The sequence below is a fragment of the Sinorhizobium sp. BJ1 genome (assembly GCF_002531555.1).
GTDB classification, from domain to species: Bacteria; Pseudomonadota; Alphaproteobacteria; order Rhizobiales; family Rhizobiaceae; genus Sinorhizobium; species Sinorhizobium fredii_B.
Window position 1 is genome coordinate 170,414 of the sequence record NZ_NWTH01000010.1, and the last position, 24,863, is coordinate 195,276.

Genomic DNA, 24,863 nt, shown 5'->3' on the forward strand with positions numbered 1-24,863 from the left:
GAATTCATTCGGTCGGTTCGATGTCGAAATGCGAGGCGTCGGTCCGGTCCTCGAGCTTGCGTGCCTCGGCGAACGAAAGCCGGACGACCGCTTTGCCGTCGTGGTAGAGGAAGCCCAGGTCGTGGCGGCGCGAGGTCATGCGCGCGGGCAGCACGTCGTAGCGTACGCCGCCGCCGCCGAGGAGCGGCACGACCGCGCCGACGTCGGCAAGATCCGCGGTCTCGACACGAAGCAGATGCAGGGCGTTCCCGGAAACGTCGACGCCGGCGAAGGGAATCCCCGCGAGCCTGAGAAAGCTCGTCGGATCGCTCGCACGGGCGAAGTTCTCGACGAAAGTCGCCTCGACGAGATCGAGGTCACGTTCGTGCGGCGGCGACAGGTCCTTGCTTTCGGGGCGATGCGGCACCTGCCATTGTACGGTGTCACGTTGCCGGTTATGGCCGGGACCTACATGACGGTCGTGACCGTGATCATGATCATGGTGGTGCGAGCGCGCGCCGTGGTGGTGATGATGTCCGCCGTGCATGGCCGTCTCCTCAGAAGCTCACCGGCATGTCGATCAGGTGCTTGTGGGAGCCGAGCTTGCCATGCGCTACGAGGGAGCCCAGCGCCTCCACCACCACCCGTACGCCGAAAAGCGCCGTGATGTCGGAGGTGTCGTAGGGCGGGCTGACCTCAACGACCTCGAGACCGCAGAGCCCTTCTGCCGCAACCAGCCCGAGGATCTTCAGCGCCTCGCGCGGCAGGAAGCCGCCCGGTTCCGGCCAGCCGGTGCCCGGCACGAAACCGCAATCGATACTGTCGACATCGAAGGAGATGTAGACGGCGTCGGCGTCCTTCCAGGCGAGCTCGAGCGCGATCTCGGCAGTCTTCTCCGAACCGAGCTTTTCGATGTCGTCGATCGTCAGCACATTGGTGCCGCGCTCGCGCGCCACCTTCACGCCGTCGCGCGGCACCTGCCAGCCGCCGATACCGAGCTGGATGAGATTCTTCGGCGAGACGTTTGGCAGATTGGTCGCCCAGAACCACGGCGTCGTGTGCATGCGTTCGTCGAGATCCTTTTCCTGGATATCGATGTGGCGATCGAAATGGATGATGCCGATGCGTTTCGAGGTGCATTCGGCGATGCCGCGCACGCAGGGAAAGCCAATCGAGTGGTCGCCGCCGAGCATGATCGGCAGCGCGCCGGAGGAAAAGACATGGGCGACGCCGCGGGTGATCTGGTCGAAGCTCTTTTCCAGATTGGCCGGAATGGTGAAGACGTCGCCGGCATCGCAGAGCGTCATCTGTTCGCGCAGGTCGACGCCCATTTCATAGTTATAAGGCGTGTAGAGCGCCGAGATGCGGCGGATACCCTGCGGTCCGAAGCGCGTGCCCGGACGATAGGTCGTGCCACTGTCGAAAGGGATGCCGAGCACGGCCGCATCGTATTTGCCGACATCACGCACGTTTTCGACGTAGGGCGCCTTCAGGAACGTGTTGATGCCGGCGAAATGCGGCAGCTCGCCCCGCGCGAAGGTCGGGATCGACTTGTCCGTCAGGCTCTCCGAGCCCGGCAGGCCCATTTCGAGCGCCCATTTCTTTTCGCGTCCCCAGCCGTTGCCGGAAAGCTTCCCCTCCGCCTCGAGCGCCTTCCAGCCCTGGCTGTCGAGCGTGTTGAAGTCCGGGTGGTGCCGGCGCTCGCGAACGGGCGTCGCTATGGGGCCGGCGCGGCGAGACTGGCGGCTTGGGGGTTCACGCATGGGGCATGCTCCTTTTCGTTTCCTGGGAAGTGGGGCTAGCCTCGATCGGCCGCGAAAAGCCGAGTACTGGGACGGGCCCGTCGCGGCTCAAATCGAGGTCGTAGATGATGCGGGCGCCGTAGCGCTCAGGCCCTTGCGGATCGATGCGTGGCCTATCGAAGGCGAGCAGCCGCGTCCCTAGACCGAAGGCCTCCTTAAGGTCGTGGGTCACCATGATCACGGTCATGCCGCGCTCGCGCCAGAGCGGCTTGATGAGCGCGTGCATCTGCGCCCGCGTGCCGGGGTCGAGCGCGCCGAAAGGCTCGTCGAGCAGCAGCACCTTCGGTTCCCTGGCGAGCACCTGAGCGATCGCCAGTCGCTGCTGCTGCCCGCCCGACAGCGCGCTCGGATACTTCCGACTGTGTTCGCTGAGCCCAACCGCCTCAAGAAGCGCTTCCGCCTTCTCGCTGGCCGCCTGTCGCTTCGCTCCAAACAGCTTGGCCGTGAACGAGCTCTCGGCGAACTCGAAGGCGATCAGGACGTTCTGTAGAACGTTCAGGTGGGGAAAAACCGAATAGCGCTGGAAAACCACGCCGCGGTCCGGACCAGGCTCGTCCGGCAGCGCCGCTCCATCGAGCGTGATGATGCCGCGCGTCGGCCGCTCATGCCCGAGGATCATCCGGAGAAAGGTGGATTTGCCGCAGCCCGAGGGACCGACGACGGAAACGAAGGCGCCGGAGGCGATGTCGAGCGAGATGCTTTCGAGCACGACCTGGTCGCCATATTCCACCCAGACATTGTGGACGCGGATTTCGCTCATCGGCGCGCCTCCTGGACATAGGCCCAGGGGAAAGCGCGCCGGGCGAGCCGCGCTAGCAGCCAGTCGAGAAGATAGGCGATTAGGGTGATCCAGGCGACGTAGGGCAGGATCACGTCCATGGCGAGATAGCGCCGGACGAGGAAGATGCGATAGCCGAGGCCACTTTCGGCGGCGATCGCTTCGGCCGAGATCAAGAAGAGGAAGGCCGGGCCGAGCGAGAGCCTCAAGGCTTCCATAAGCCGTGGCATCGCCTGCGGCAGAGCCACGCGCAGCATCAATTGCCACGTCGAAGCACCGAGCGTCTGCGCCTTGACGATCTGCTCGCTCGGGATGGCGGCGACGGTCATGGCGAGGTCACGAATGAGGAAGGGCGCGATGCCGATCACGATCAGCACGACCTTGGAGAGTTCACCGAGGCCGAAGACGATGAACAGCACCGGAAGGATGGCCATCGGCGGGACCATCGAAACGACGGCGACGAGCGGCGACAGCCCGGCGCTGGCCACCGGAAGCAAGCCGAGCGTCAGCCCGAGCACCAGGCCGATGGCGGCAGCCGCTCCGAGGCCGATGAACAGTCGCTGGAGGCTCGCCGCGGTATCGGACCAGAGGGTCAAGTCTCCCGACCGCCGGTCGGGCTCGGTCGCCAGCCGGTCCATGCTCGTTGCCATTTCCGTGATCGGCGGCAGCAGTTTGTCGCCCGGATTTGCGGCCCGCCGTTCCGCCGAGACGACGACATAGAGGCAGGCGATCAATAGGAAGGGCAGAAGGGCAAGCAGAATCCGAGTTCCCGATCCCGGGACGATATTGACGGCACGTCGCATGAGTCTTCCCATCTTCTGGAGAACATCTCGGGCCGAAGCCGGCAGGGCAGGGGCAGGGTCAGTCCGTGCCCTGCAGCGGCGTCAGAGGGAGCCTTCCGCAGCGAGCTTCATGTAGCTGGCGTCGAAGCGCAGCTTCACGTTGTCGGTCGAGCCGAGAACCTGCCCGCCCGGGAATGCGATGCCGACGACGTCCTTGTTCGGGGCTCCATCGCCGAGAAGGCCATGGTCGAAGGAGAACGTCCGTACCAGATCCATGGTCTTGACGAGATCCTCGCTCTCGGTGAAGGCGACCGCCTCCTCAGGTGTCGGGAACAGCTTGGTCGCCGCAAGTTGGGCCTCGAAACCGGCCAGGTCCGTGCCGGACATCGAGCCCATCGCGGCGCGCGCCGCCCTGCCCTTCTCGCCTGGGTCCGTGAGGATCGACATGGTCTCGTACCAGATGCCGGCGAGTGCCTTGCCGAAGTCGGGATTGTCCTTGAGCACCTCGGTGTTGACCATCAACGTATCGATGATCTCGCCCGGAATTTCCGTGGAATCGAACAGCGCAGCGGAACCGGGTTCGGCCTTGACCTCGGCGAGCAGCGGGTTCCAGGTGACAACCGTCGAGGTCTCCGGCGACTTGAAGGCGGCAACCATGTCGGCATCGGAGGTGTTGACGATCGTTACGTCCTTTTCGGAAAGCCTGGCCGTTTCGAGGGCGCGGGCAAGCAGGTAGTGCGAGACCGATAGTTCGACGAGATTGATGCTCTCACCCTTGAGATCGGCGGGCGTCTTCGCGGTCTTGGAGACGATGCCGTCATTGCCGTTGGAGAAATCGCCGATGATCAGGATCGTGGTGTCGACGCCGCCGGCGGCCGGGATGGTGAGACCATCCATGTTCGTCGCCGTCACTCCGTCGAAGCCGCCGGCCGTGTACTGGTTGATGGACTCGACGTAATCGTTGATCTGCTTGACGTTGATGGTGATGCCGTATTTGTCGGCCCATTTTTTCACGATCCCGGCGTCCGCCGCATAGGGCCACGGCATCCAGCCGACATAGATCGTCCAGGCGATATTGAATTCCTTCTTCGGCTCCGCCTGCGTCCCGGCCGCGAGAAGCGCGAGAGAGAGGCCCACAGCGGCCGAGAGGGCACGAAAACCGAATCTGCCATTTCCGAAACGCATCGTCTGTTCCCCTTGTTCGACTTGGGGCTCACGCTGCGCTCATCTCTCGGAAATCACGGACGGGATTCCCAAAGCAACGACTTCGCTGCATGAGCCTCCCGGGCTTTTATCCCGCCGTGGACCCGGTGGATGTCTCCCCACCGGAGGTTTCTCTCGGTCCAGTCATGCTTTATCGCATCGGAACCCTAGAAACATTGCCAGTATAGTTTGATGTCATCTAAAGTAAAGCGGAAGTTTTGCTAATCTATGCTCATAATTTGTGCGTTTGATGCTTATAAACTAATCAAGTTGACCAATAATTATATGGGCACCGAGGCGCCGTCGTCTCCGATCTTCCATGCATTGAGCCGTGTTGATGGTCTGCGACCAGAATCAGGTTCCAAGGCCGCTCGAGCTTTTGTACGCTCCTCCTCTGGCCCTCTCTGCGCGACGCATGCTGCGCTGCAGCGACGAATTCACTTGATGTGTTTAGTAAAACGTATATCACTAAACATATTGCTCAACATGAGGGAGTATGGCTTGGGCATGTGAGCAAGGGAGAATTTTCCGAGGCCGGCGTCGGTCGGTTCTGTATCTGGGAGGAATACATGCGGAAGATGACGAAGGCCCTGATGGGCATGTCGTCGGCACTCGTGCTGTCGACGGCGATACCGGGAATGGCGAAAGCCGATGAATTGACGCTGTGCTGGGCAGCCTGGGATCCGGCGAATGCGCTGGTCGAGCTGTCCAAGGATTTTACCGCAGCGACCGGCACCACGATGAAGTTCGAGTTCGTGCCGTGGCCGAACTTCGCCGACCGCATACTCAACGAGCTCAATTCGGGCGGCAAGCTCTGCGATCTCCTAATCGGCGACAGCCAATGGATCGGCGGTTCCGCCGAGAACGGCTACTACGTCAAGCTCAACGATTTCTTCGACAAGGAAGGCATCAAGATGAGCGACTTCGCCGAAGCCGCGGTCAATGCCTATTCCACTTGGCCGAAAGGCACGCCGAACTATTGGGCGCTGCCGGCCATGGGGGACGCCAACGGCTGGTTCTATCGCAAGGATTGGTTCGCCAAGCCGGAATTGCAGGCCGAGTTCAAGGAGAAATACGGCCGCGACCTCGGCCCGCCGCGGTCCTGGGATGAATTGAAACAGGTCGCCGAATTCTTCACCGGTCGCGAAATCGACGGCCAGAAGGTCTATGGTGCCGCGATCTTCACCGAGCGTGCCTCCGAGGGCATCACCATGGGCGCGACCTCGGCGCTCTATCCCTATGGCTTCAAATACGAGCAGACCGGCGGCAAATACGACATGGACGGCGCCGTCAATTCCGCGGATGCCGTGGCAGGCCTCGAAGCCTACAAGGCGCTCTACAAATGCTGCCAGCCGCCCGGTTACACCGACAGCTACATGGGTGAGGGGCTCGACGCCTTCAAATCCGGCCAGGTGGCGATGGCGATGAACTGGTTCGCCTTTTTCCCGGGCCTCTACAAGGACGAGAAGGTCGGCGGCGACAAGATCGGCTTCTTCGTCAATCCCAAGCAGAAGGTCGCCGCCTCAACGCTCGGCGGGCAGGGGATGTCCGTCGTCGCCAATACCGACAACCTGGATGGCGCGCTCGCCTACATCAAATGGTTCGCCCAGCCTGATGTCCAGAAGAAATGGTGGGCGCTCGGCGGCTACGCCGTGCACAACGCCGTCTTGAACGATCCGTCCTTCAAGGCCAGCCAGCCCTTCGCAGCCGATTTCCTCGTCGCGATGAACCAGGTGCAGGATTTCTGGCAGGAGCCGTCCTACGCGATCCTGCTGCAGGCCATGCAGAAGCGCCTGCACGACTATGTCGTCGCCGACCAGGGCACAGCGCAAGAGGCACTCGACTCTCTCGTCAACGACTGGAAGGAAATCTTCGAGGACGAAGGCAAGCTCTAGGCTCCCTCAGCAACACGGCCCGGCTGCGAAGGTCCGGGCCGACGGCCTCGAACCCGATTCTTCCTTGAATTCAGGTGACGTCAGTGACCGATGCCCCCTCCACTATTGCGGAGCGATCCGCCGAGATGCTTGCCCACGCTACGCCGACCAGGATCGCGGTTCGGGTGCGCGGCCTTTCGGACCGCGCCATCGCCTGGCTCTTCATTACGCCGACGATCGCCTTACTGCTTGCGATCAATATCTTCCCGCTGATTTGGGCGGTCTATCTGTCTTTCACGAATTTCCGCGCGAACCGCCCCAACGCCGTAGTCGACGGCGTCGGCTTGCGCAACTACCAGCGGGTGCTGAACGACCCGGACATCTGGATCGCCATGCAGACGACGGCGCATTTCGTCTTCTGGACGATCCTCCTACAAACGGTCATCGGCTTCGCACTTGCCTATCTGATCGACCGTAAGTTCCGCGGCCACGCCTTCTGGACGACGGTCATCCTCATTCCGATGATGCTGTCGCCGGCGGTCGTCGGCAACTTTTGGCGGTTCCTCTACCAGCCGCAGATCGGCCTCTTCAATTATATCGTCTCGTTCTTCACGGGCATTCCTCCGTCATCCTTCGAGATGCTCGGTTCGGTGAGCCTGGCGCCTTGGGCGATCATCATCGTCGATACCTGGATGTGGACCCCGTACGTCATGCTGATCTGCCTCGCCGGCCTCAGGTCCATCCCGGACTATATCTACGAGGCCGCCGAGGTCGACCGCGCGTCCGCTTGGCGGCAATTCTGGTCGATCACCGTGCCGATGGCCTTGCCCTTCATCATGCTCGCCGTGCTCTTCCGCGGCATCGAGAATTTCAAGATGTTCGACATGGTCATGCTGCTGACAGGCGGAGGGCCTGGTTCGACCACCGAGGTGGCGTCGATCACGCTGAAGCGCGAGGCCTTCGAAAGCTGGCTCACCGGACGATCTTCGGCCTTCGCAATCATTCTTTTCGTCGCGGTGTTCGGCCTCGCCAACATCTACGTCAAAGCGCTCAACAAGGTGAAACAGCGATGAGTTCGGTCAATACCACAGCCCATTCCGTGGTCGAGCCGACGCCGACCGTGAAGCGCATCGCCGGCACGATCGTCATTCTCTATGCGCTGGTCACGATGATCCCGCTTGCCTGGATCTTTCTGACGAGCATCAAGTCGCCGCCGGATTCGATCAGCTATCCGCCGAAGGTCGTCTTCACCCCGACGCTCGAGGGCTTCTGCAATCTCTTCACGACGCGGACAAGGCAGACGCCGGACTATATCCAGTCGCTCCCAGCACCGACCAGCACCTGCGACGAGATCACCCGCAACCGCAACATGGTCATCGCCGGCCCATCGAACTATTGGCCGCGCTTCGGCAATTCGCTCGTGATCGCTTTCGGCTCGACCTTCCTTGCGGTCTCACTGGGAACGTTTGCGGCCTATGGTTTCTCCAGGTTCCGCGTTCCACTCGCCGACGATCTCCTGTTCTTTATTCTCTCGACGCGAATGATGCCGCCGATCGCGGTCGCGATCCCGATCTACCTCATGTATCGCCAGTTCGGACTTTCCGACACGGCGCTCGGGATGATCCTGCTCTATACCGCCGTCAACGTCTCGCTCGCGGTCTGGCTGCTCAAGGGCTTTATCGACGAGATTCCGCGCGAATACGAAGAGGCGGCGATGATCGATGGCTATACCCGCTTGCAGGCCTTCTGGAAGGTCGTGCTGCCGCAGGCGACGACCGGCATCGCCGCGACCGCGATCTTTTGCCTGATCTTCGCCTGGAACGAATATGCCTTCGCGGTGCTCCTAACTTCGGGCTCGGCGCAGACCGCGCCGCCGTTCATCCCGACGATCATCGGTGAGGGCGGACAGGATTGGCCGGCGGTCGCGGCCGGCACGACGATCTTCCTGGTGCCGATTCTCGTCTTCACCATCATCCTGCGCAAGCAGTTGCTGCGCGGCATCACCTTCGGAGCGGTACGCAAATGACGACTCCGCAAAAAACGACCCCTAAAGCCCGGCAGAAGCGGTCCTTGTTCCTGCGGCGCGGACCGATGGAAAACTTCGCGACGGTGCTGATCGCCGCGGGCTTCCTGATGCTGTTCCAGCCGTTCCTGCTGGCGCTTTACACTTATTCGCTGGCCATGCTGCTGACTGGAACCGTCATGTTCATCATCGTCTCGAAATTTCCGGAGTAAGCGATGTCCGAGATCAAGATCGTAAACCTGCGCAAGCAGTTCGGTGATTTCGTCGCTGTCGAGGATTCGAGTTTCACGGTCCAGGACGGCGAGTTTCTGGCGCTGCTCGGGCCGTCAGGCTGCGGCAAGACGACGACGCTCAGAATGATCGCCGGGCTCGAGCTGCCGACCAGCGGCAAGATTTATCTCGAGGGCGAGGACGTTAGCTTCAACCGGGCGAGCGCCCGCGACATTGCCTTCGTCTTTCAGCTCTTCGCGCTTTATCCGCACATGAATGTGCGCCGGAACATCGGTTTCCCGCTCCTGTCGCAGGGGGTGCCGAAGGCGGAAATCCGCGCCCGCGTCGAGGAGACCGCGAAGCTCCTGAGGATCGACCATATCCTCGACCGGTCGGTGTCGGGGCTCGCCGGCGGCGACCGCCAGCGTGTTGCGCTTGGCCGCGCGATCATCCGGCGGCCCAAATGCTTTCTGATGGACGAGCCGCTCGGCACGCTCGACGCGGAATTCCGCGAGGTGATGGTCCATGAGCTGCGCGAGCTCCACAATCGCATCCATGCGACAACGGTCTACGTGACCCACGACCAGCACGAGGCGATGGCGATGGCCGACAAGATCGCGGTCATGAATCACGGCGTGATCGAGCAGTTCGGCACGCCGCAGGAAATCTACAATCGTCCTGCCTCGATGTATGTCGCCGATTTCATCGGCTCGCCGCCGATGAATTTCATGCGCTTCCATTCAGGGCTCAAGAGAGGGACGCGATCGATCGTCCTCGACGGTGTCGAAGTCGCCGTGCCGGAGGTGGGGGAGGACGTGGCGCCGGGCGAAATGGCGCTCGGCGTCCGTCCGGAACATATCCGCTTCAGCGATCACTCCCCCATCCGCGGTGCTGTCTATGGCAGCGAGTATCTGGGCACCAATCAGATCGTCGCCGTGGAGACCGCCGCCGGCATCGTCAAGGCGCGCGTTTCGGCCGACCGCAGCTTCAGGCTCGGCGAGATCGTCGGGCTCGAATTCAACCCGGCTAGGCTCGCCGTCTTCAACTACACCTCGGGCAGGGCGATCGCATCCTCCCTCTATTCGGAGGCGCACCATGGCTGAGGTCGTCCTTCACGATATTGGCAAGACCTTCGGCGACACGGTCGCGATCGACGATCTGTCGCTAACCATCAGGGACGGGGAATTCGTGGTCCTCCTCGGGCCAACGGGCGCCGGAAAGACGACGACCCTGCGTTTGATCGCCGGCCTCGAAACACCCGATTGCGGGCGGGTGACGATCGCCGTTCGCGACGTCGGTCGGCAATCGCCGGCCGAGCGGGACGTGGCCTTCGTCTTCCAGCAATATTCGCTCTATCCGCACTTAAGCGTCTACGACAATCTCGCCTTTCCGCTGCGCTCGCCGGCACGGCGGCTCGGCGCCGAGGAGATCGACAGCCGCGTGCGCGAGGTGGCACGCATGGTTCGGATCGAGCACAAGCTCCAAAACCGCTCGACGCGGCTTTCCGGCGGCGAGATGCAGCGCGTCGCGATCGGCCGCGCGCTGGTGCGCCGTCCGGCGATCTATCTCATGGATGAACCGCTGTCTTCGCTCGATGCGAAGCTCAGGGCAGAACTTCGGCTGGAACTGAAGCGGATCCAGAAAGAGCTGAGCTCAACGCTTCTCTACGTGACCCATGACCAGGTGGAGGCGATGACGATGGCCGATCGCATCGGCATCCTGTCCGAGGGGCGGCTCGTCCAGGTCGGCACGCCGCGCGAGATCTATGCGGACCCGGCCAATCTGCATGTCGCGGCGCGCCTCGGCCAACCACACATAAACCTACTTCCCATAGACCTCCTACCCGGGGCAGCGCCACCTTCCGGCGCGCTGACGATTGGCGCGCGGACCGAGCATCTGGAGATCGCGACCCACGCTCGGGGGAATGCCGAGGTGGACTGGATCGAGCACCTTGGCGACCAGAATCACCTGCATATCCGGGTGAAGGGCCACAAGCTCGTGACGCTCGCAGACCCCTATCTCTCTATTAAACCAGGGGACCGGATCAACCTCACGCTGAGACAGCCCCTTTATTTTGGGTCCGAGGGAGAACGGTTGCGCTGACGCTACGGCCGATCGAAGAGGCAATTTGGATGAGTACGATGAAGCACTTTTTCAACCGCAGGGAAAACATCGTTACCGAGGCATTGGAGGGCCTGCTGCAGACAGCACCGGCCGGTAGCCTGGCGCGGCTCGACACCTATCCCGACATCAAGGTCGTCCTGCGAGGCGACTGGGACAAAGCGAAGGTCGCGGTCATCTCAGGCGGGGGGGCCGGCCATGAGCCATCGCATGCGGGTTTTGTCGGGAAAGGCATGTTGACCGCGGCGGTTTCCGGCGAGATCTTCGCTTCGCCGAGCGTCGATGCGGTGTTGACAGCGATCCGCGCGGTGACTGGGCCGAAGGGCTGCCTGCTGATCGTCAAAAATTACACCGGCGATCGCCTCAATTTCGGACTCGCGGCGGAAAAGGCGCGCATCGAAGGCTTTCGCGTCGAGATGGTGATCGTTGCCGACGACATCGCGCTGCCGGATATCGCCCAGCCGCGCGGCGTCGCCGGAACGCTCTTCGTTCACAAGATTGCCGGGCACCTGGCCGAGCAGGATGCAGATCTCGAGACCGTTGTCGCTGCCGGCCGCTCGGCCGCGCGCGACATCGTTTCGCTTGGCGTGTCGCTCTCCTCCTGTTCCATTCCCGGCCAGGCCCATGCCGAACGCCTCGCGGCGGACGAGGGGGAACTGGGCCTCGGCATCCACGGCGAACCCGGTGCCGAACGGATCGCCCTGCAGGAGGCGCGCAGCATCGTTGCGACCATGTCCGAGCGGCTTTCCGGGGTCTTGCCAGGTGACGGTCGCTATGCGCTTCTCATCAACAATCTCGGTGCCGTGCCACCGATCGAGATGGGATTGATCGCCCACACGGTTCTTTCCTCGTCACTCGCCGAACGCGTGAAGCTGACTGTAGGCCCGGCGCCGATGATGACGGCGCTCAACATGAACGGCTTTTCGCTGTCACTCATCCGGCTTGACGGCGAGCGTGAGGCCGCGTTGAAAGCGCCTGTCGGCCCGCATGCTTGGATACCTGTCGTGCAGCGGCGTGATGTCACCGTTCTGCCGGCGGTTGCGGTGCCCGCCGCTCAGTCCGTGGCGGCAAGCCGTGACCCAGCCGCTGATCGGCTGATCGCGGCGATCTGCGATCATCTCCTCGCGCTCGAGGCGGAGCTCAACCACCTCGACGCCCGGGCCGGTGATGGCGATACCGGCTCGACCGTCGCGACAGGTTCGCGTAGCGTTCTGGCGCAGATCGAAAAGCTGCCGCTGAAGGACATCGCCGCGACGCTCTCGTCGATCGGCAGCATTCTCAGCACCAGTATGGGCGGCTCCAGCGGCGTCCTGTTGTCGATCTTCTTTACCGCCGCCGCCAAGGCCTATTCGGACACGAAAGACATGGCGGGCGCGCTCCTGGCGGGCCTCGAACGGATGACCTTCTATGGCGGGGCCGCCGTCGGCGACCGCACGATGGTGGATGCTTTGGACCCGGCGCTGCGCGCTCTCAAGGCCGGCGGTCTGGCCGCGGCGGCCTCCGCAGCGCGCGCCGGCGCCAACGCAACCCGGGCAATGAAGAAGGCGAAGGCCGGGCGCGCTTCTTACGTCAGCGAGCGAGATCTCGACGGTGTACCGGATCCAGGAGCCATGGCGGTGGCCGCGGTTTTCGAAGTCGCAGCAGGGCTTCGCTAGATCGCGATGATTTTAGGTCGGATCGACCTAATCATTGAACGCGATCGACTCTTATAAGTTAGCGCGGGATGCGGGCGGAAAACTGCGCACACTTTTCCTCATCCCGCACTATGCGCATGCTCTAACGATGGCGGCCGATCGCGAGTATGATCAAGCGAGATTGGTAAAGGGTGTTGGTCGTGGTGGCAAATGCAGCGCTCATAGGCGGGTTGATCGAAGCCTGTCGCGAGGTGATTGCCGCCAATGCCGATCATCTGTCGGAACTCGACAGGGCCATCGGCGACGGTGACCACGGCACCAACATGCGTCGCGGCCTGGAGGCGGTCTATGCCGAGCGAAACCGGCTCGTGCAGCTTCCAATGCCAAAAGCACTGGAGGAGATCGGGCTCACGCTGGTCATGAGCGTCGGCGGCGCGGCCGGTCCGCTCTACGGGACGCTGCTGATCGCGATCGGCCGTCAATTGGGCGGTTCGAACGGACAGATCGAGTTTGCACGCGCGCTTGAGCATGCCATCGATGCCGTCGCCCGGCGCGGCCGCGCCAGCCCCGGCGACAAGACGCTGCTCGACGTGCTTTACCCTGTGCATGCCGAAGTGGTAAGGCGCGCGGGACTGGCAGGTATTTCCGAGCAGGCGGAAAGGGCGGCAAGGCTCACTTTCGGCATGAGGGCGATGCGCGGGCGTGCCGCGTTTCTCGGCGACCGGTCGATCGGGCATGTCGATCCAGGCGCCAAGAGTTGTGCGCTGATGACGGCAGCGATCTGTCGTTTCTTGGAGGAGCAATGTCCGGCTTGAACCCGAAATCCGCAAATGTCGGCATCGTCATCGTCTCGCATTCTCCGCTCGTCGCTGAGGGCGCCGCCGACATGGTGCGCCAGATGGTCGGCGATTGCGTGCCGCTCGCCTGGTCGGGCGGCAACGCCGAAGGCGGCCTCGGGACGCATGCAGCCGGAATATTGGCAGCGATCGAACGGGCCTGGTCGGATGCGGGCGTCGCCGTCTTCGTCGATCTCGGCGGGGCGGAGACCAATAGCGAAATGGCGATTGAAATGCTCGGCGAGCCGCGTTCTGGAAGGGTGATCATTTGCAACGCGCCTCTGGTCGAGGGGGCGGTGATGGCCGCCGCTGAAGCGTCGGGCGGTGCGGTTCTCGCCCGCGTCGTTGCGACCGCGCAGGAGCTGTCGCCGTGATGGATAACAGGTCGCGACGGGACACGCCGGAGGCGGTCGATACGCACGGTTACTGCCAAGCGGAGATCGAGGTGACGCACGGCTTCGGGCTGCATGCTCGTCCGTCGGTCATCTTCACGCGGCTCGCCAAGTCGTTTCCCTGCACCGTCGAGATCGAGGTCAACGACAGCCACGTCTGGCTGAACGGCAAGAGCATCGTCAAGATCATGGGGGCGAGGATTCGCACGGGCTCGATGCTGAAGATCCGCGCCCGAGGTTTACGCGCCGCAGAAGCGATCCATGCCCTCAAGGCGCTTGTCGAGCGCGACTTCGATGAAGAAAAAAAGCATGGCCGAAGCGCTTGAAATCGCCGGAACCGCCGCCTCTCCCGGCGTGGGGCTCGGGCCTGTCCATCGCGCCGCCGATGTCACGGCAGAGGTGTTTGCGCTACGCGACACCGTGGCCGCGGAGCGCGACAAGCTGCGGCAGGCCATCGCTACTGCCATTGCGGAGCTCCGGGCTCTCGCGGACCGGTCGGACGAGGAGAGCGCCGGCATTCTCGATTTTCAGATCGAGATGCTGCTCGATCCGGCTCTCGTCGAAATGGCCGAGGGTCGGATCGTCGCCGGCGACGGCGCCGCTCTCGCCTGGGTCGGGGCACTCGACGACTATATCGCCGGTATCGAGGAGGCGCCCGATGAGCAGCTGCGCGCCCGCGCGGTCGACATCGTCGATATACGCAATCGCGTCGTGAGCGCGCTCACGGGTCTTCCTCTGGAGAATTTCGCGCCGGGTTCGGTCTTCGTCGGCAAGGACCTTGAGCCAAGCCGCTTCCTTGCGCATGACTGGACCGCCGGCGGCGGCATCGTCCTCTTTGAAGGTAGCGTTTCAAGCCACGTGGCAATGCTTGCCCGCGGCCGGTCGGTGCCCATGGTCGTGGCCACGGGGCGGTTCGAAGTGGCCGACGGCGCACGCGTGCTCGTCGATGCGAATAACGCCCTGGTCGTTGTTGCGCCCGACGATGAGCATGTTCGCGAGGCGAAACCGATAAAAGCTGAAGCAAGGCCCATCGCCGCGCGCCGCACCGGCGGAGTGGTCGAAACCGCCGACGGCGTTGCGATCCGGCTGTCCGCCATCATCAACGATCCAACGGAGCTCAGGGCCATTGACCCCGCGTCCTTCGCGGGCATAGGTCTGATGCGGACCGAATTTCTGGTGGCTTCGTCTGCGGATGCCGTCGACGAGCAAAGGCATTACGACATCTATCGGCATACACTGGGATGGGCCGGCGACGCGCCGGCGATCGTGCGCATGCTCGATTTAGGCGGTGACAAGACATTGCCGGGTCTAGGGGCCAGGAAGAGCGAATCCTTCATGGGCCTCAGAGGCATCCGGTTGCTCCTGGCACGGCCGGAGCTTGCCCGCGCCCAGGTGCGCGCGCTGTTGCGCGCCGCCGTGCACGGCAATCTTGGCGTCCTCCTGCCGATGGTGACTGTGCCGGACGAGCTCGATGCGATGCGGACCTACTTCGAAGAGGAGCGCGCCGTTCTCTTGAGGCGCGGGGTGCAGGCGCGCATGCCGGAGATCGGTATGATGGTGGAGGTTCCGGCGGCGGCGCTGATGCTCGAGCGCTTTTCGCGCTCGGCGTTTTTCTCTTTCGGCACGAATGATCTGGCGCAATATCTGATGGCCGCCGCAAGAGACGACCAAAGCGTCGCCGCCCTTTACGACGCGGCCACGCCAGCCGTCCTGAGGGTGATCGCTCAGGGCGTGGACCTTGCCGAGGCGATGAAAAAACCGATCGGGATCTGCGGCGAGATGGCCTCCGACCCCCGACATGTACCGGCGCTCATGGCCGCGGGCCTTCGCCACTTCTCTGTGGCGCCCAATCGCGTGACTGACATACGATCGACAATCAGCGGCTTGTGCACGGACGGCAGGCCGCGGCGGAGATGAAATGAATGTCGCGCGAGACGGTTGAGGACCCCATCATCGCCTACAAGACGATCTTGGCGCAGATTATCGACAATCGGCCGTCAGGAACCCGTCAGCGCCTCGCCGAGGCACTCGGCAAGCATCGCAGCTTCGTCACTCAGGTGACGAGTCCGGCCTATGCGACCCCGCTGCCGGCGCGCCACCTCGCGACGATCTTCCGCGTCTGCCATTTCAGCCCGGGCGAGGAGGAACGCTTTCTTCAGGCCTATCAGTCCGCGCACCCCGGCAAGCTGCCGGATTTCGGGAGCGCGGAGAAGCTGCGGCAGCTCTCGCTGATCGTTCCTGATCTCGGCGACGAAAAGAAGAACCGCCTGTTCGACGAAGCGATCGAGGAACTCGTCCGGAATATGGCGAAACTGGTCGGAGCGATGGATTAGAGGGTCGTGATGTGGTTCAGTATGTCGCTGCTCCGGCAGAGTCCTCTTCGTGTCCGATCGGGCGGCGATTTGCGCGAGGCAGAAGAGCACGGCGTCGTGGGAGGGGCACGATGAAGAAATTCATGAACCGAGCCGAGACGCTGGTGGCCGAAGGCCTCGCCGGCTTCGTCTCGGCACACGAACGGCTGGTGGCCTTCGGAACCGACGAGAAGTTCGTTCTCAGGCGAAGCCTTCGTCCGGGCAAGGTCGCGCTCATCTCCGGAGGCGGCGCCGGGCACGAGCCGATGCATATCGGCTTTGTCGGGAAAGGTATGCTGGACGCCGCGTGCACCGGACATGTCTTCACCTCTCCGACGCCGGACCAGATCATTGCCGCGATCCGGGCGACGGACGGCGGCGAGGGATGCCTGCTCATCGTAAAAAATTATGACGGCGACGTCATGAATTTCGAGATGGCGGCCGAACTCGCTGCGGCCGAGCACCGGATCGCCACTGTGATCGTACGCGACGACGTTAATCCCGGCGGGTCGAAACGCAGCCAAGGCAGGAGAGGCGTTGCCGGAACGCTCGTGGTGGAGAAGCTGCTCGGAGCGGCGGCGGAGGCCGGCTGGCGGCTCGATGAGATCAGCGCACTCGGCGAGGACCTGAATGGCCGCATCCGCACCATGGGCGTGTCGCTCAGCGGTGTGACCGTACCCGACACGGAGCGGAAAACCTTCGTGCTCAACGAAGACGAGATGGAAATGGGCGTCGGAATTTACGGAGAGCCGGGCCGTGCACGGGTCAAATTCGCCACGGCCGACGAAATCGTGGAAACGATGATCGAGACAATCTTGAGCGATCTGGCACCGGAGCGTGGCGACAAGCTGCTCCTCTTCCTCAATGGCTTCGGTGGCACTCCGGTATCGGAGCTCTATCTCGCTTATAATTCCACCCGAGCCCGGCTCCAGAGCCTCGGCCTCACGGTCGCGCGGTCGTTGGTTGGAACCTATGTGACCTCTCTGGACATGGCGGGCCTCTCAATCACGGTTGCGGGCCTCGAGGAACGAGAGCTTTCGCTATGGGACGCGCCGGTCGACACGGCGGCGCTGCGCTGGGGAGGCTGATCGGATCTTTCACCTTTGGGCGCTCGGCCTGTGTACTTTGAAGGTCGCATTAATGTACTGAGGGGACCTGCCGGCGCCACAGAGCATCGACATATGCCGTCCAGTCTCGGCGGGGTTGGAACGTTGCCGGCGAAGAGCAGCTGGCAGTGCTGCGCGAACGGATCGTCGTCAATGATCCGGGCGCCGTGCGTTCCGCAGCTCTTTTCGGTCTTGGAGTCGCGATGATCGCCAAGCCGGACGCATTTCCGTATCTCGAGAGCGGCGAACTAGTCCGGCTCGTGCCTGCCTGGTAGGCTGACGCCGGCCCGATTTCGATCTACTACGCAAGCGGACTTTGCTACCCTGCAAGACAACGGTGTTCATCGATTTTCTGGCCGAGGTTTTCCAGCGCGAGCGGCCGGAACGATTTGCAGGAACATTAGGCCGATAGCCGCTGTCGACGCACGGCGGCGCTCGGGCTGAGGTTCATGCTTTCTGCTTTGAAAATCGCATAATGTATCGCCTGGAACTTGGTTCCGGCGGGGCTTTTGCGAGAACACGATGGTTACGATCCGAAGCACTTTCGGTGAGCGGCCAGGCGGTGAATCGTTACGATTAATCTTGGCGGATATGGCGTGAAATCGCGTCCTTGAGAGCAGCTGTCTCGCCGGCCGCAATCGCATTGACCATTTCATGATGCTCGCGGGAGGACTGCTCGATGCGGGCCCGCGTCTTCCATTGCGACACCGGTGCAGAGGAGGTGCGCTGGCGGATCTCGGTCACGAGCTTCACAAGCTCGCTATTGCCGCAAAGCGAAAGCAGCCGGTAGTGAAAAGCGAGGTTGGCCTCATAGAGCTCGATCGGTGTGCCTTCGAGAATGAGTTTGTCGAAGCGCGCCGCTAGCTCGCGCAACGCCTCGACGTCCGCCGTTGAAGCGTTAGCGGCGATTTTGTCGGCCATGCCCGTTTCGAGCAGGATGCGAATTTCGCTGACTTCGGCCGCTTGCCGTCCGTCCGGCTCGAACACGTGATAGCCCCGGTTCGGCACATGCTCGACGAGGCGGCGTTGCGCAAGCCGGTCGAGCGCGCGGCGCACCTCGGGGCGGGTGCATTGGTAGCGCTGTTCCAGATCGATCTGCTTTAGCCACGATCCGGGGGCGAGCACGCCGGTTTGGATGTCGTGGAGAATCAGGTCCGTGACATCGACCGCCGTCGCATTGTTCGCTTCCCGCTGTTTTACCTTGTTCATACAGCCTCCCTCGGAACTACCTTAGTCTGCCATTGGGCTTGATCGCTATCCAAGACGAGCCGCAAAGCCGTGGAAAATCTGATTCCGACGCCGATTTTACACCTATAGCGCTCTTGCGTGCACTAAAATGTTAGCATAAATTGGCGCCAATTTTGGATATCATTGTTGTGGAAGCTAGTAAACGATGAAAAATTCGGATGCCGTCTGGGATCTCGTCGAACGGAAACGCGAAGCTTTCTTTTCTTTGAGTGACCGCGTTTGGGACACGCCGGAAACCAATTACGAGGAATATTGTTCGTCGGCCGCGCACGCCGCCATGCTGGAGGCGGAAGGCTTCCGGGTCGCGCGCGGCATCGCCGGCATGCCGACGGCGCTGATGGGCGAAGCGGGAGAGGGCGGCCCGGTCATCGCCATCCTCGGCGAGTTCGATGCACTGCCGGGCTTGAACCAGGAGGCGGGCGTGGCGCAAGAGCGGCCGCTCGTTGCGGGCGGCAATGGCCATGGCTGCGGGCACAATCTGCTCGGTGCGGGTTCGATGATGGCGGTGACCGCCGTCAAGGACTATCTCGAAGCCTATGGCATCAAGGGGCGGATCCGCTATTACGGCTGTCCGGCGGAGGAGGGCGGCTCCTCCAAGGGCTTCATGGTGCGCGCAGGTGTCTTCGACGACGTGGACATTGCGATTTCCTGGCATCCGGCGCCTTTTGCCGGCGTCAACAACCCGATCTCGCTCGCCTGCAACGAGATCAACTTCCATTTCAGCGGGCGCGCTTCGCATGCCTCGGCTTCGCCGCACCTCGGCCGCAGCGCGCTTGATGCGGTGGAACTCATGAATGTCGGCGTGAACTATCTGCGCGAACACATGCCTTCGACCGCGCGGATCCACTACGCCGTGACCGACACGGGCGGCCATGCGCCGAACGTGGTGCAGGCGCGCGCGACGGTGCGTTATCTGATCCGGGCGCGCAGCCTACCGGAACTGCTCGATCTCCTGGGACGGGTCAAGAATGTGGCCGAAGGCGCGGCGCTGATGACGGGGACGACCATGCGCAGCGAAATCGTCAGCGGCGATGCCAATCTCGTCGGCAACACGCCTTTGGAAGCGCTGATGCATTCGCATCTCGAGCGGCTAGGCCCGCCTGTCTTCGACGATGCCGACCGGGAAACCGCCGCGAGATTCCAGGAGACCTTCAGTGCCGAGGACATCGCCGCCTCCTTCGAACGCTTCGGACTCAAGCTGCGCAAGGGGGTCTCGCTCTGCGACACGATCTTCCCGCCGGAAAGCGGCAATGGCACGCTTGTCGGCTCGACCGATGTCGGCACGGTGAGCTGGGTTGTGCCGACCGTGCAGATGCGCGGTGCGACCTACGCGATCGGAACGCCGGGGCATTCCTGGCAGCTCGTCGCCCAGGGCAAGCTGCCCGCCGCCCACAAGGGCATGGAACATGCGGCAAAGGTCATGGCGAGCACCGCGCTGGACCTGATCCTCAAGCCGGAGCTCATCGCCGCCGCGAGGGCCGACCACGCGGCGCGGCTCGATGGCACGTCCTTCATCAACCCGATCCCGGACGATGTCGATCCACCGCTACCGGAGAAGCGCGATGGATAGCTTCACCCTTCAGCCGGATCGCGATCGTCTGGCCGCCCATATCGAGGAGTTCGGCCGGCGCATCAAGCTTTCGGGATCGCCGGAGGAACTGGAGAGCTTCCGTTATCTTGAGCGCGAGATTGCGTCCTACGGCTACCGCACGCGGCTTCTCACGCACGACGCCTATATCAGCCTTCCGGGACGTGCGTGCGTCGAGGCAAATGGCGAGAACCTGCGCTCAATCACGCATTCGATGTCAGCCTCGACATCCGGCGTCGGCGTCGGCGCGCCGCTCGTCTATGTCGGCTTGGGCGACGAGGCGGCGTTCGCAAAGGCTGACGTCAGGGGCAGGATCGTCCTTGTCGACGGGATCGCCACGGAGAAAGTAGCGGCGCTTGCCAGCGCACATGGCGCTGCCGGCCAGCTTCATGTCAGCCCGAACGAACATCTCTACGAAATGTGCATTTCGCCGGTGTGGGGCAGTCCCTCGCAGCACACGCGATCGATGCTTCCGACCACAGTCGTCTGCACGATCGCGCGTGACGACGGCGCAAGGCTGCGGGCGCAATGCCTGGCGGGAGAGGATGTGCGGGTCTCGCTGTCAGCCGAGGTGGACACCGGCTGGCGCAAGACGCCGATCCTGGTCGCCGAGTTGTCAGCGGAAGAAGAAGCCGGGGACGATGCGCCCTTCGTGTTGTTTTCGGGTCATCACGATACCTGGCACTACGGCGTGATGGACAATGGCGGCGCCAACGCCACCATGCTCGAGGCGGCACGGCTGCTCGGCGATCGGCGCAGCATGTGGAAGCGGGGCTTGCGGCTCTGCTTCTGGTCGGGCCACTCGCACGGCCGCTATTCCGGGTCGGCCTGGTACGCGGACGAATATTGGGACGAGCTCGAGCGGCGCTGCGTCGCCCATGTGAACGTCGATTCGACCGGCGGCGAGGGGGCGAGCGTGCTCACCAATTCGGCGGTGATCGACGAGCTGAAATCCGTCGCGGCGGAAGCGGTAGAAGCCGTCAGCGGACAGCGGCATGCCGGCCGCCGTCACGGCCGGGCCGCCGATCAGTCGTTCTGGGGCATCGGCATACCGTCGATGTTCGGCAGCCTCAGCCACCAGCCGCCTGGTCCGGTCAAGACGCTGACCGCGCTCGGCTGGTGGTGGCATACGCCGCACGACACGGCGGAGCACATCGACCTCGACAATCTGCAACGCGACACATCGATTGTGCTTCGCGTGCTGTGGCGCCTGCTGACAGCCCCCGTGCTGCCGCTCGACTACGCCGTCTTTGCGACCTCGATGAGGGAAGAACTCCTCGACGTTCAGAAGCGGCTCGGCGACCGGATGGACATAGCGAGCCTGCTTGCGCGTCTGGATGCGCTCGAAGCGGCGGCGCAGGTGGTGAACAGGATGGCGGGCCGCGCCGAGGGCGCTGCGGCGCAATCTATCAACCGCGCCCTGATGCGCGCCTCGCGTCTGCTCGTGCCACTCAACTACACGAGCGGAAATCGCTTCAGCCACGACAGCGCGCTGCCGCATCCGGCCTGGCCGTCGCTCGAAGGGCTGCGCGAGTTCGCGAGGCTGCCGCACGGCTCACCCGATCTGCCGTTCTACGGGGTGCACGCAAGGCAGATCCGGAACCTTATCGCCCATGCCTTGCGCGAAGCCCATGCTGCGCTGGCAGCCGTCGCGGAAACGCATTGAGGGCACGCCCGATTATCAGCAAACCGGCAAAAAAGAAGGCCGGCAAAAACGAAGGGAACAGAAGATGAAACGAAGCAGATTTATTGCAGCCGTGCTCGTGGCCGGACTTTCGCTCAGTGCGTCGGCCGTTATGGCAAAGGACTGGAGCCACGTCCGAGTCGGTATCGAAGGTGCCTTCCCGCCGTGGAACGCGCTTGATTCCAAGGGTGAGCTCACCGGTTTCGACGTCGATCTCATCGAAGATCTCTGCACACGCGCCAAGGTGGAATGCGAGCTCATCACCGGCGAGTGGACGAGCCTCATTCCCAGCCTCAATGCGGGCAAGTTCGATCTGATCATGACGCTCGGGATCAATGAAAAGCGCAAGCAGGTCGTTGATTTCACTGTCCCCTATGCGAGCGGCGTCGCGACGTTCCTGATCGCCAAGGGCGGCCCGGTGCCGGAACTGCCGATGACCGGTGAACGGCTTAATCTCAACGACAAGGAAAAGGCCGATCCGGTCATGAAGACGATCGGCGAGGCTCTGGACGGCAAGGCGATCGGCGTGGTGCAGGCCACAAGCCAGGAGCAACTGATCCGGGCTTATTTCGGAGACACCGTAACAGTGCGCACCTACAAGACATCCGGCGAGCGCGACCTCGATCTGAAGGCCGGTCGGATCGACGCGGGTTTCGACAGTGGCGTCTACGGAACGTCGATCCTCGCCAAACCCGGCAACGAGGATCTCGCCATGACCGGGCCGCTCGTCAAGGGAGCGATGCTGGCGACCGAGGTCGCCATGGGCATGCGCAAGGGCGAGACGGAGTTGAAGGAGAAGTTCGACGCCGCCATCAAGTCGGCCGCGGCTGACGGCGTCATTCGATCGCTTTCCGAGAAATGGAGCAAGCTCGACCTGACCCCCTCCTTCTAACAGAGACCAGGCGGGCGGGCGCTCGTTAAGAGCCCGCCCCCCGCACAGCGGATAGCCAGTCATGAACAGCCACGTAATCGCCGGGCGCTCTGGAAGAGGAACATCCTCCTCATGAACAGCCCCGCTTTCTTCGACATCATCAGTTTCGGGCCTGACGGCTGGGGCCATGCGCTCGCCGCCGGCGCGTGGATGACGGTCCTCATTGCGCTCGCAGGCTTTGCGATCGGCAGCTTCATCGGCATCTTCGGCGCCTGGGCGAAGATATCCGGCGGTCCGGTCCCCCGCGGGATCGCCGAGGCCTATACGACCATCCTGCGCGGCATACCCGACCTGCTTGTGATCTACCTCTTCTATTTCGGGGGCAGCGCGGTCGTGACGGCGGTCGGTCAATTCTTGGGGGCCGAGGGCTTTGTGAGCTTCCCGGGCTTCGTCGCCGGCGCGCTTGCCGTCGGCGTGACCTCGGGCGCGCAGCAGACCGAAGTCTTCCGCGGCGCGTTTCGCGCGGTTCATCCGGGCGAGCTCGAGGCGGCGACGGCCTGCGGCATGCGGCGGGTGCTCAAATTCCGCCGCATCACCGCGCCGCTGACGCTGCGCCACGCGCTGCCGGGGCTCGGCAATGTCTGGCAGGTGGTGCTGAAGGAATCCGCGCTCGTTTCCGTCACCGGCGTGGTCGAGCTGTTGCGCCAGGCGCAGATCGGCGCCGGATCGACCAGCCTGCCGTTCGATTTCTATTTCATCGCCGCGATGATCTATCTCGCAATCTCCACCGTTTCGGGCGCCTTCCTCAACGCCTCGGAACGCTGGTTCTCGCGCGGCGTCAGGAGGGGCTGATGGATATCGCCTTTGCCACCGAAACCCTGATGAGCCTGCTCGCGGCGCTGCCGCTGACGCTCGAGCTCGCCGTGACGGCAATCGCGTTCGGCTCGGTTCTGGCTCTTGCGCTGGCGCTTGCGCGCCTCTCGGGCATCCTCGTGCTCGACTGGTTCGCGCGTCTCTACGTGTTCGTATTTCGTGGAACCCCGCTGCTCGTGCAGATCTTCCTGATCTATTACGGCCTCAGCCAATTTCTGGCCGTCAGGCACAGCATTTTCTGGCCGATGCTGCGCGAGCCCTATTGGTGCGCGGTGCTGGCGCTGATGCTGAACACGGCCGCCTATGCCAGCGAGATCATTCGCGGCGGCCTCCTGTCGGTGCCGCACGGCCAGGTCGAGGCGGCGCGGGCCTGCGGCATGCCCCGCTTCATGATCTTCCGCCGCATCGTCATGCCGCTCGCTATCCGCCAGGCGCTGCCCGGCTACGGCAACGAGATGATCTCGATGGTCAAGGCGACGTCGCTTGCCTCGATCATTACCCTGATGGAGATCACCGGCGTCGCGGCCCGGATCATTTCGGAAACCTACCGGGTGATCGAGGTCTTCGTCGTCGCCGGAGCGATCTATCTCGCCATCAATTTTCTTTTGACCCGGCTCATCGCCTTCGTCGAGCACCGGCTGAGCCCGCATCAGCGCCAGCCGATGCCGATCCGCGGCGAACTGAAGGGAGAAACACATTGAACATTCCCGCCAAAGTCACGTCCCCCGTCGCGATCAGCGTCCGGGATCTCTACAAGAGCTTCGGGCCGGTCGAGGTGCTGAAAGGGATATCGATCGACGCGCATGAGGGCGAGGTGATCTCGATCCTCGGCTCGTCCGGCTCCGGAAAATCGACGCTGCTGCGCTGCATCAACTTGCTGGAGGTGCCGGATTCCGGCTCCATCGCGGTGGCCGGCGAGACAATCCGGCTGAAGTCCACGCGCGATGGCAGGAGCCGGCCGGCCGACCAGAAACAGGTCGACCGCATCCGCTCCGAACTCGGCATGGTGTTCCAGAGCTTCAACCTCTGGTCCCACAAGACGGTGCTGGAAAACGTTATCGAGGCGCCCGTCCACGTGCTGAAGCGGCCGCGCAAGGAAGCGATCGAGGAAGGCGAGGCGCTGCTTGCCAAGGTCGGCATCGCCGACAAGCGCAACCACTATCCGGCCCATCTCTCTGGCGGTCAGCAGCAACGCGCTGCGATCGCCCGCGCTCTCGCCATGCGTCCCAAGGCGATGCTCTTCGACGAGCCGACATCGGCACTCGACCCGGAACTGGTCGGCGAGGTCTTGCGCGTAATGCGCGGGCTTGCCGAGGAGGGCAGGACGATGCTCGTCGTAACCCACGAGATGGGATTTGCCCGCGACGTCTCGAGCCGCGTGGTCTTCCTGCACAAGGGCGCGATCGAGGAGGAAGGCGCACCGCACGAGGTCTTCACCAATTCGAAATCCGAACGTTTCCGGCAGTTCATCAGCAGTTAGGGACCGATCTGCCGAAAAAGCCCACCAA

25 protein-coding genes, 1 pseudogene and 1 riboswitch are annotated in these 24,863 nt (G+C 63.1%); of the genes and pseudogenes, 20 read left to right on the forward strand and 6 right to left on the reverse strand.

Annotated elements, in window-relative coordinates; genetic code table 11:
* Nucleotides 1–4: 4 nt before the first annotated feature.
* The 5 genes from CO676_RS16485 to CO676_RS16505 all read right to left on the reverse strand — a co-directional run bounded on the left by CO676_RS16485 (nt 5) and on the right by CO676_RS16505 (nt 4,526).
* Nucleotides 5–526 (reverse strand): hypothetical protein, encoded by a 522-nt coding sequence (locus CO676_RS16485; protein WP_097521856.1) that lies wholly within the window; start codon nt 524–526, stop codon nt 5–7.
* A 10-nt stretch (nt 527–536) separates the two neighbouring features.
* Entirely contained in the window at nt 537–1,742 is a 1,206-nt protein-coding gene (locus tag CO676_RS16490; RefSeq protein WP_097521857.1) for an agmatinase family protein, read from the reverse strand.
* Nucleotides 1,735–2,541: an ABC transporter ATP-binding protein gene (locus tag CO676_RS16495; protein WP_097521858.1), complete on the reverse strand. Its 807-nt coding sequence runs from the start codon at nt 2,539–2,541 to the stop codon at nt 1,735–1,737. The genes CO676_RS16490 and CO676_RS16495 overlap by 8 nt, the downstream gene beginning before the upstream one ends.
* Nucleotides 2,538–3,362 carry an ABC transporter permease subunit gene (locus CO676_RS16500; protein ID WP_097521859.1) on the reverse strand — a complete coding sequence of 275 codons (825 nt, stop codon included), beginning with the start codon at nt 3,360–3,362 and terminating at the stop codon, nt 2,538–2,540. Before CO676_RS16500 ends, CO676_RS16495 begins: the two co-directional genes overlap by 4 nt.
* A gap of 81 nt (nt 3,363–3,443) precedes the next feature.
* Nucleotides 3,444–4,526 (reverse strand): putative urea ABC transporter substrate-binding protein, encoded by a 1,083-nt coding sequence (locus CO676_RS16505; protein WP_097521860.1) that lies wholly within the window; start codon nt 4,524–4,526, stop codon nt 3,444–3,446.
* Nucleotides 4,527–4,619: 93 nt separating this feature from the next.
* Nucleotides 4,620–4,726, reverse strand: a riboswitch (guanidine-I (ykkC/yxkD leader).
* Nucleotides 4,727–5,113: 387 nt separating this feature from the next.
* On the opposite strand from CO676_RS16505, the gene CO676_RS16510 reads away from it, so the two are divergent.
* The 14 genes and pseudogenes from CO676_RS16510 to CO676_RS16575 form a co-directional block, all read left to right on the forward strand.
* The gene (locus tag CO676_RS16510; RefSeq protein ID WP_179875503.1) at nt 5,114–6,439 is read left to right on the forward strand and encodes an extracellular solute-binding protein; all 1,326 of its coding nucleotides are present in this window, start codon (nt 5,114–5,116) and stop codon (nt 6,437–6,439) included.
* Between the two features lie 83 nt (nt 6,440–6,522).
* Nucleotides 6,523–7,491: a sugar ABC transporter permease gene (locus CO676_RS16515; RefSeq protein ID WP_179875504.1), complete on the forward strand. Its 969-nt coding sequence runs from the start codon at nt 6,523–6,525 to the stop codon at nt 7,489–7,491.
* Complete coding sequence (locus tag CO676_RS16520; protein WP_026619760.1) at nt 7,488–8,444, forward strand: carbohydrate ABC transporter permease; 957 nt, start codon at nt 7,488–7,490, stop codon at nt 8,442–8,444. Before CO676_RS16515 ends, CO676_RS16520 begins: the two co-directional genes overlap by 4 nt.
* Nucleotides 8,441–8,653, forward strand: a complete 213-nt coding sequence (locus CO676_RS16525; RefSeq protein WP_097521863.1) for a hypothetical protein — start codon at nt 8,441–8,443, stop codon at nt 8,651–8,653. The genes CO676_RS16520 and CO676_RS16525 overlap by 4 nt, the downstream gene beginning before the upstream one ends.
* 3 nt (nt 8,654–8,656) lie before the next feature.
* On the forward strand, nt 8,657–9,754 hold the full coding sequence (locus CO676_RS16530; protein WP_097521864.1) for an ABC transporter ATP-binding protein: 1,098 nt from the start codon (nt 8,657–8,659) through the stop codon (nt 9,752–9,754).
* Nucleotides 9,747–10,754: an ABC transporter ATP-binding protein gene (locus CO676_RS16535; protein WP_097521865.1), complete on the forward strand. Its 1,008-nt coding sequence runs from the start codon at nt 9,747–9,749 to the stop codon at nt 10,752–10,754. The genes CO676_RS16530 and CO676_RS16535 overlap by 8 nt, the downstream gene beginning before the upstream one ends.
* 38 nt (nt 10,755–10,792) lie before the next feature.
* Nucleotides 10,793–12,427 (forward strand): dihydroxyacetone kinase subunit DhaK, encoded by a 1,635-nt coding sequence (locus tag CO676_RS16540; RefSeq protein WP_179875505.1) that lies wholly within the window; start codon nt 10,793–10,795, stop codon nt 12,425–12,427.
* A gap of 170 nt (nt 12,428–12,597) precedes the next feature.
* Complete coding sequence (gene dhaL / locus CO676_RS16545) at nt 12,598–13,221, forward strand: dihydroxyacetone kinase subunit DhaL (RefSeq protein ID WP_097521867.1); 624 nt, start codon at nt 12,598–12,600, stop codon at nt 13,219–13,221.
* On the forward strand, nt 13,218–13,616 hold the full coding sequence (dhaM, locus tag CO676_RS16550) for a dihydroxyacetone kinase phosphoryl donor subunit DhaM (protein WP_041415222.1): 399 nt from the start codon (nt 13,218–13,220) through the stop codon (nt 13,614–13,616). Before dhaL ends, dhaM begins: the two co-directional genes overlap by 4 nt.
* Nucleotides 13,616–13,960: an HPr family phosphocarrier protein gene (locus tag CO676_RS16555; RefSeq protein ID WP_097521868.1), complete on the forward strand. Its 345-nt coding sequence runs from the start codon at nt 13,616–13,618 to the stop codon at nt 13,958–13,960. The genes dhaM and CO676_RS16555 overlap by 1 nt, the downstream gene beginning before the upstream one ends.
* Entirely contained in the window at nt 13,944–15,551 is a 1,608-nt protein-coding gene (locus tag CO676_RS16560; RefSeq protein ID WP_097521869.1) for a putative PEP-binding protein, read from the forward strand. Before CO676_RS16555 ends, CO676_RS16560 begins: the two co-directional genes overlap by 17 nt.
* A gap of 5 nt (nt 15,552–15,556) precedes the next feature.
* Entirely contained in the window at nt 15,557–15,967 is a 411-nt protein-coding gene (locus CO676_RS16565; RefSeq protein WP_097521870.1) for a hypothetical protein, read from the forward strand.
* A gap of 110 nt (nt 15,968–16,077) precedes the next feature.
* Nucleotides 16,078–17,073: a dihydroxyacetone kinase subunit DhaK gene (dhaK, locus tag CO676_RS16570; RefSeq protein ID WP_097521871.1), complete on the forward strand. Its 996-nt coding sequence runs from the start codon at nt 16,078–16,080 to the stop codon at nt 17,071–17,073.
* 107 nt (nt 17,074–17,180) lie between these two features.
* A pseudogene (locus CO676_RS16575) lies at nt 17,181–17,503 on the forward strand (LysR substrate-binding domain-containing protein); the annotation flags it as partial.
* Nucleotides 17,504–17,667: 164 nt separating this feature from the next.
* Here the strand turns inward: CO676_RS16575 and CO676_RS16580 are convergent.
* Nucleotides 17,668–18,300 (reverse strand): GntR family transcriptional regulator, encoded by a 633-nt coding sequence (locus CO676_RS16580; RefSeq protein WP_097521872.1) that lies wholly within the window; start codon nt 18,298–18,300, stop codon nt 17,668–17,670.
* Between the two features lie 184 nt (nt 18,301–18,484).
* Between CO676_RS16580 and CO676_RS16585 the strand changes: the two genes are divergently transcribed.
* From CO676_RS16585 to CO676_RS16610, 6 genes are all read left to right on the forward strand, one after another.
* A complete protein-coding gene (locus CO676_RS16585; RefSeq protein ID WP_097521873.1) occupies nt 18,485–19,909 on the forward strand; it encodes a M20 family metallopeptidase in 1,425 nt (474 codons plus the stop codon).
* Entirely contained in the window at nt 19,902–21,593 is a 1,692-nt protein-coding gene (locus CO676_RS16590; RefSeq protein WP_097521874.1) for a M28 family peptidase, read from the forward strand. Before CO676_RS16585 ends, CO676_RS16590 begins: the two co-directional genes overlap by 8 nt.
* Nucleotides 21,594–21,657: 64 nt before the next feature.
* Nucleotides 21,658–22,503: a transporter substrate-binding domain-containing protein gene (locus CO676_RS16595; RefSeq protein WP_097521893.1), complete on the forward strand. Its 846-nt coding sequence runs from the start codon at nt 21,658–21,660 to the stop codon at nt 22,501–22,503.
* Nucleotides 22,504–22,614: 111 nt separating this feature from the next.
* Complete coding sequence (locus CO676_RS16600; protein ID WP_097521875.1) at nt 22,615–23,334, forward strand: ABC transporter permease subunit; 720 nt, start codon at nt 22,615–22,617, stop codon at nt 23,332–23,334.
* On the forward strand, nt 23,334–24,056 hold the full coding sequence (locus CO676_RS16605) for an ABC transporter permease (RefSeq protein WP_097521876.1): 723 nt from the start codon (nt 23,334–23,336) through the stop codon (nt 24,054–24,056). Before CO676_RS16600 ends, CO676_RS16605 begins: the two co-directional genes overlap by 1 nt.
* Entirely contained in the window at nt 24,053–24,835 is a 783-nt protein-coding gene (locus CO676_RS16610) for an ATP-binding cassette domain-containing protein (protein ID WP_097521877.1), read from the forward strand. The genes CO676_RS16605 and CO676_RS16610 overlap by 4 nt, the downstream gene beginning before the upstream one ends.
* The last annotated feature ends 28 nt before the right edge of the window (nt 24,836–24,863 follow it).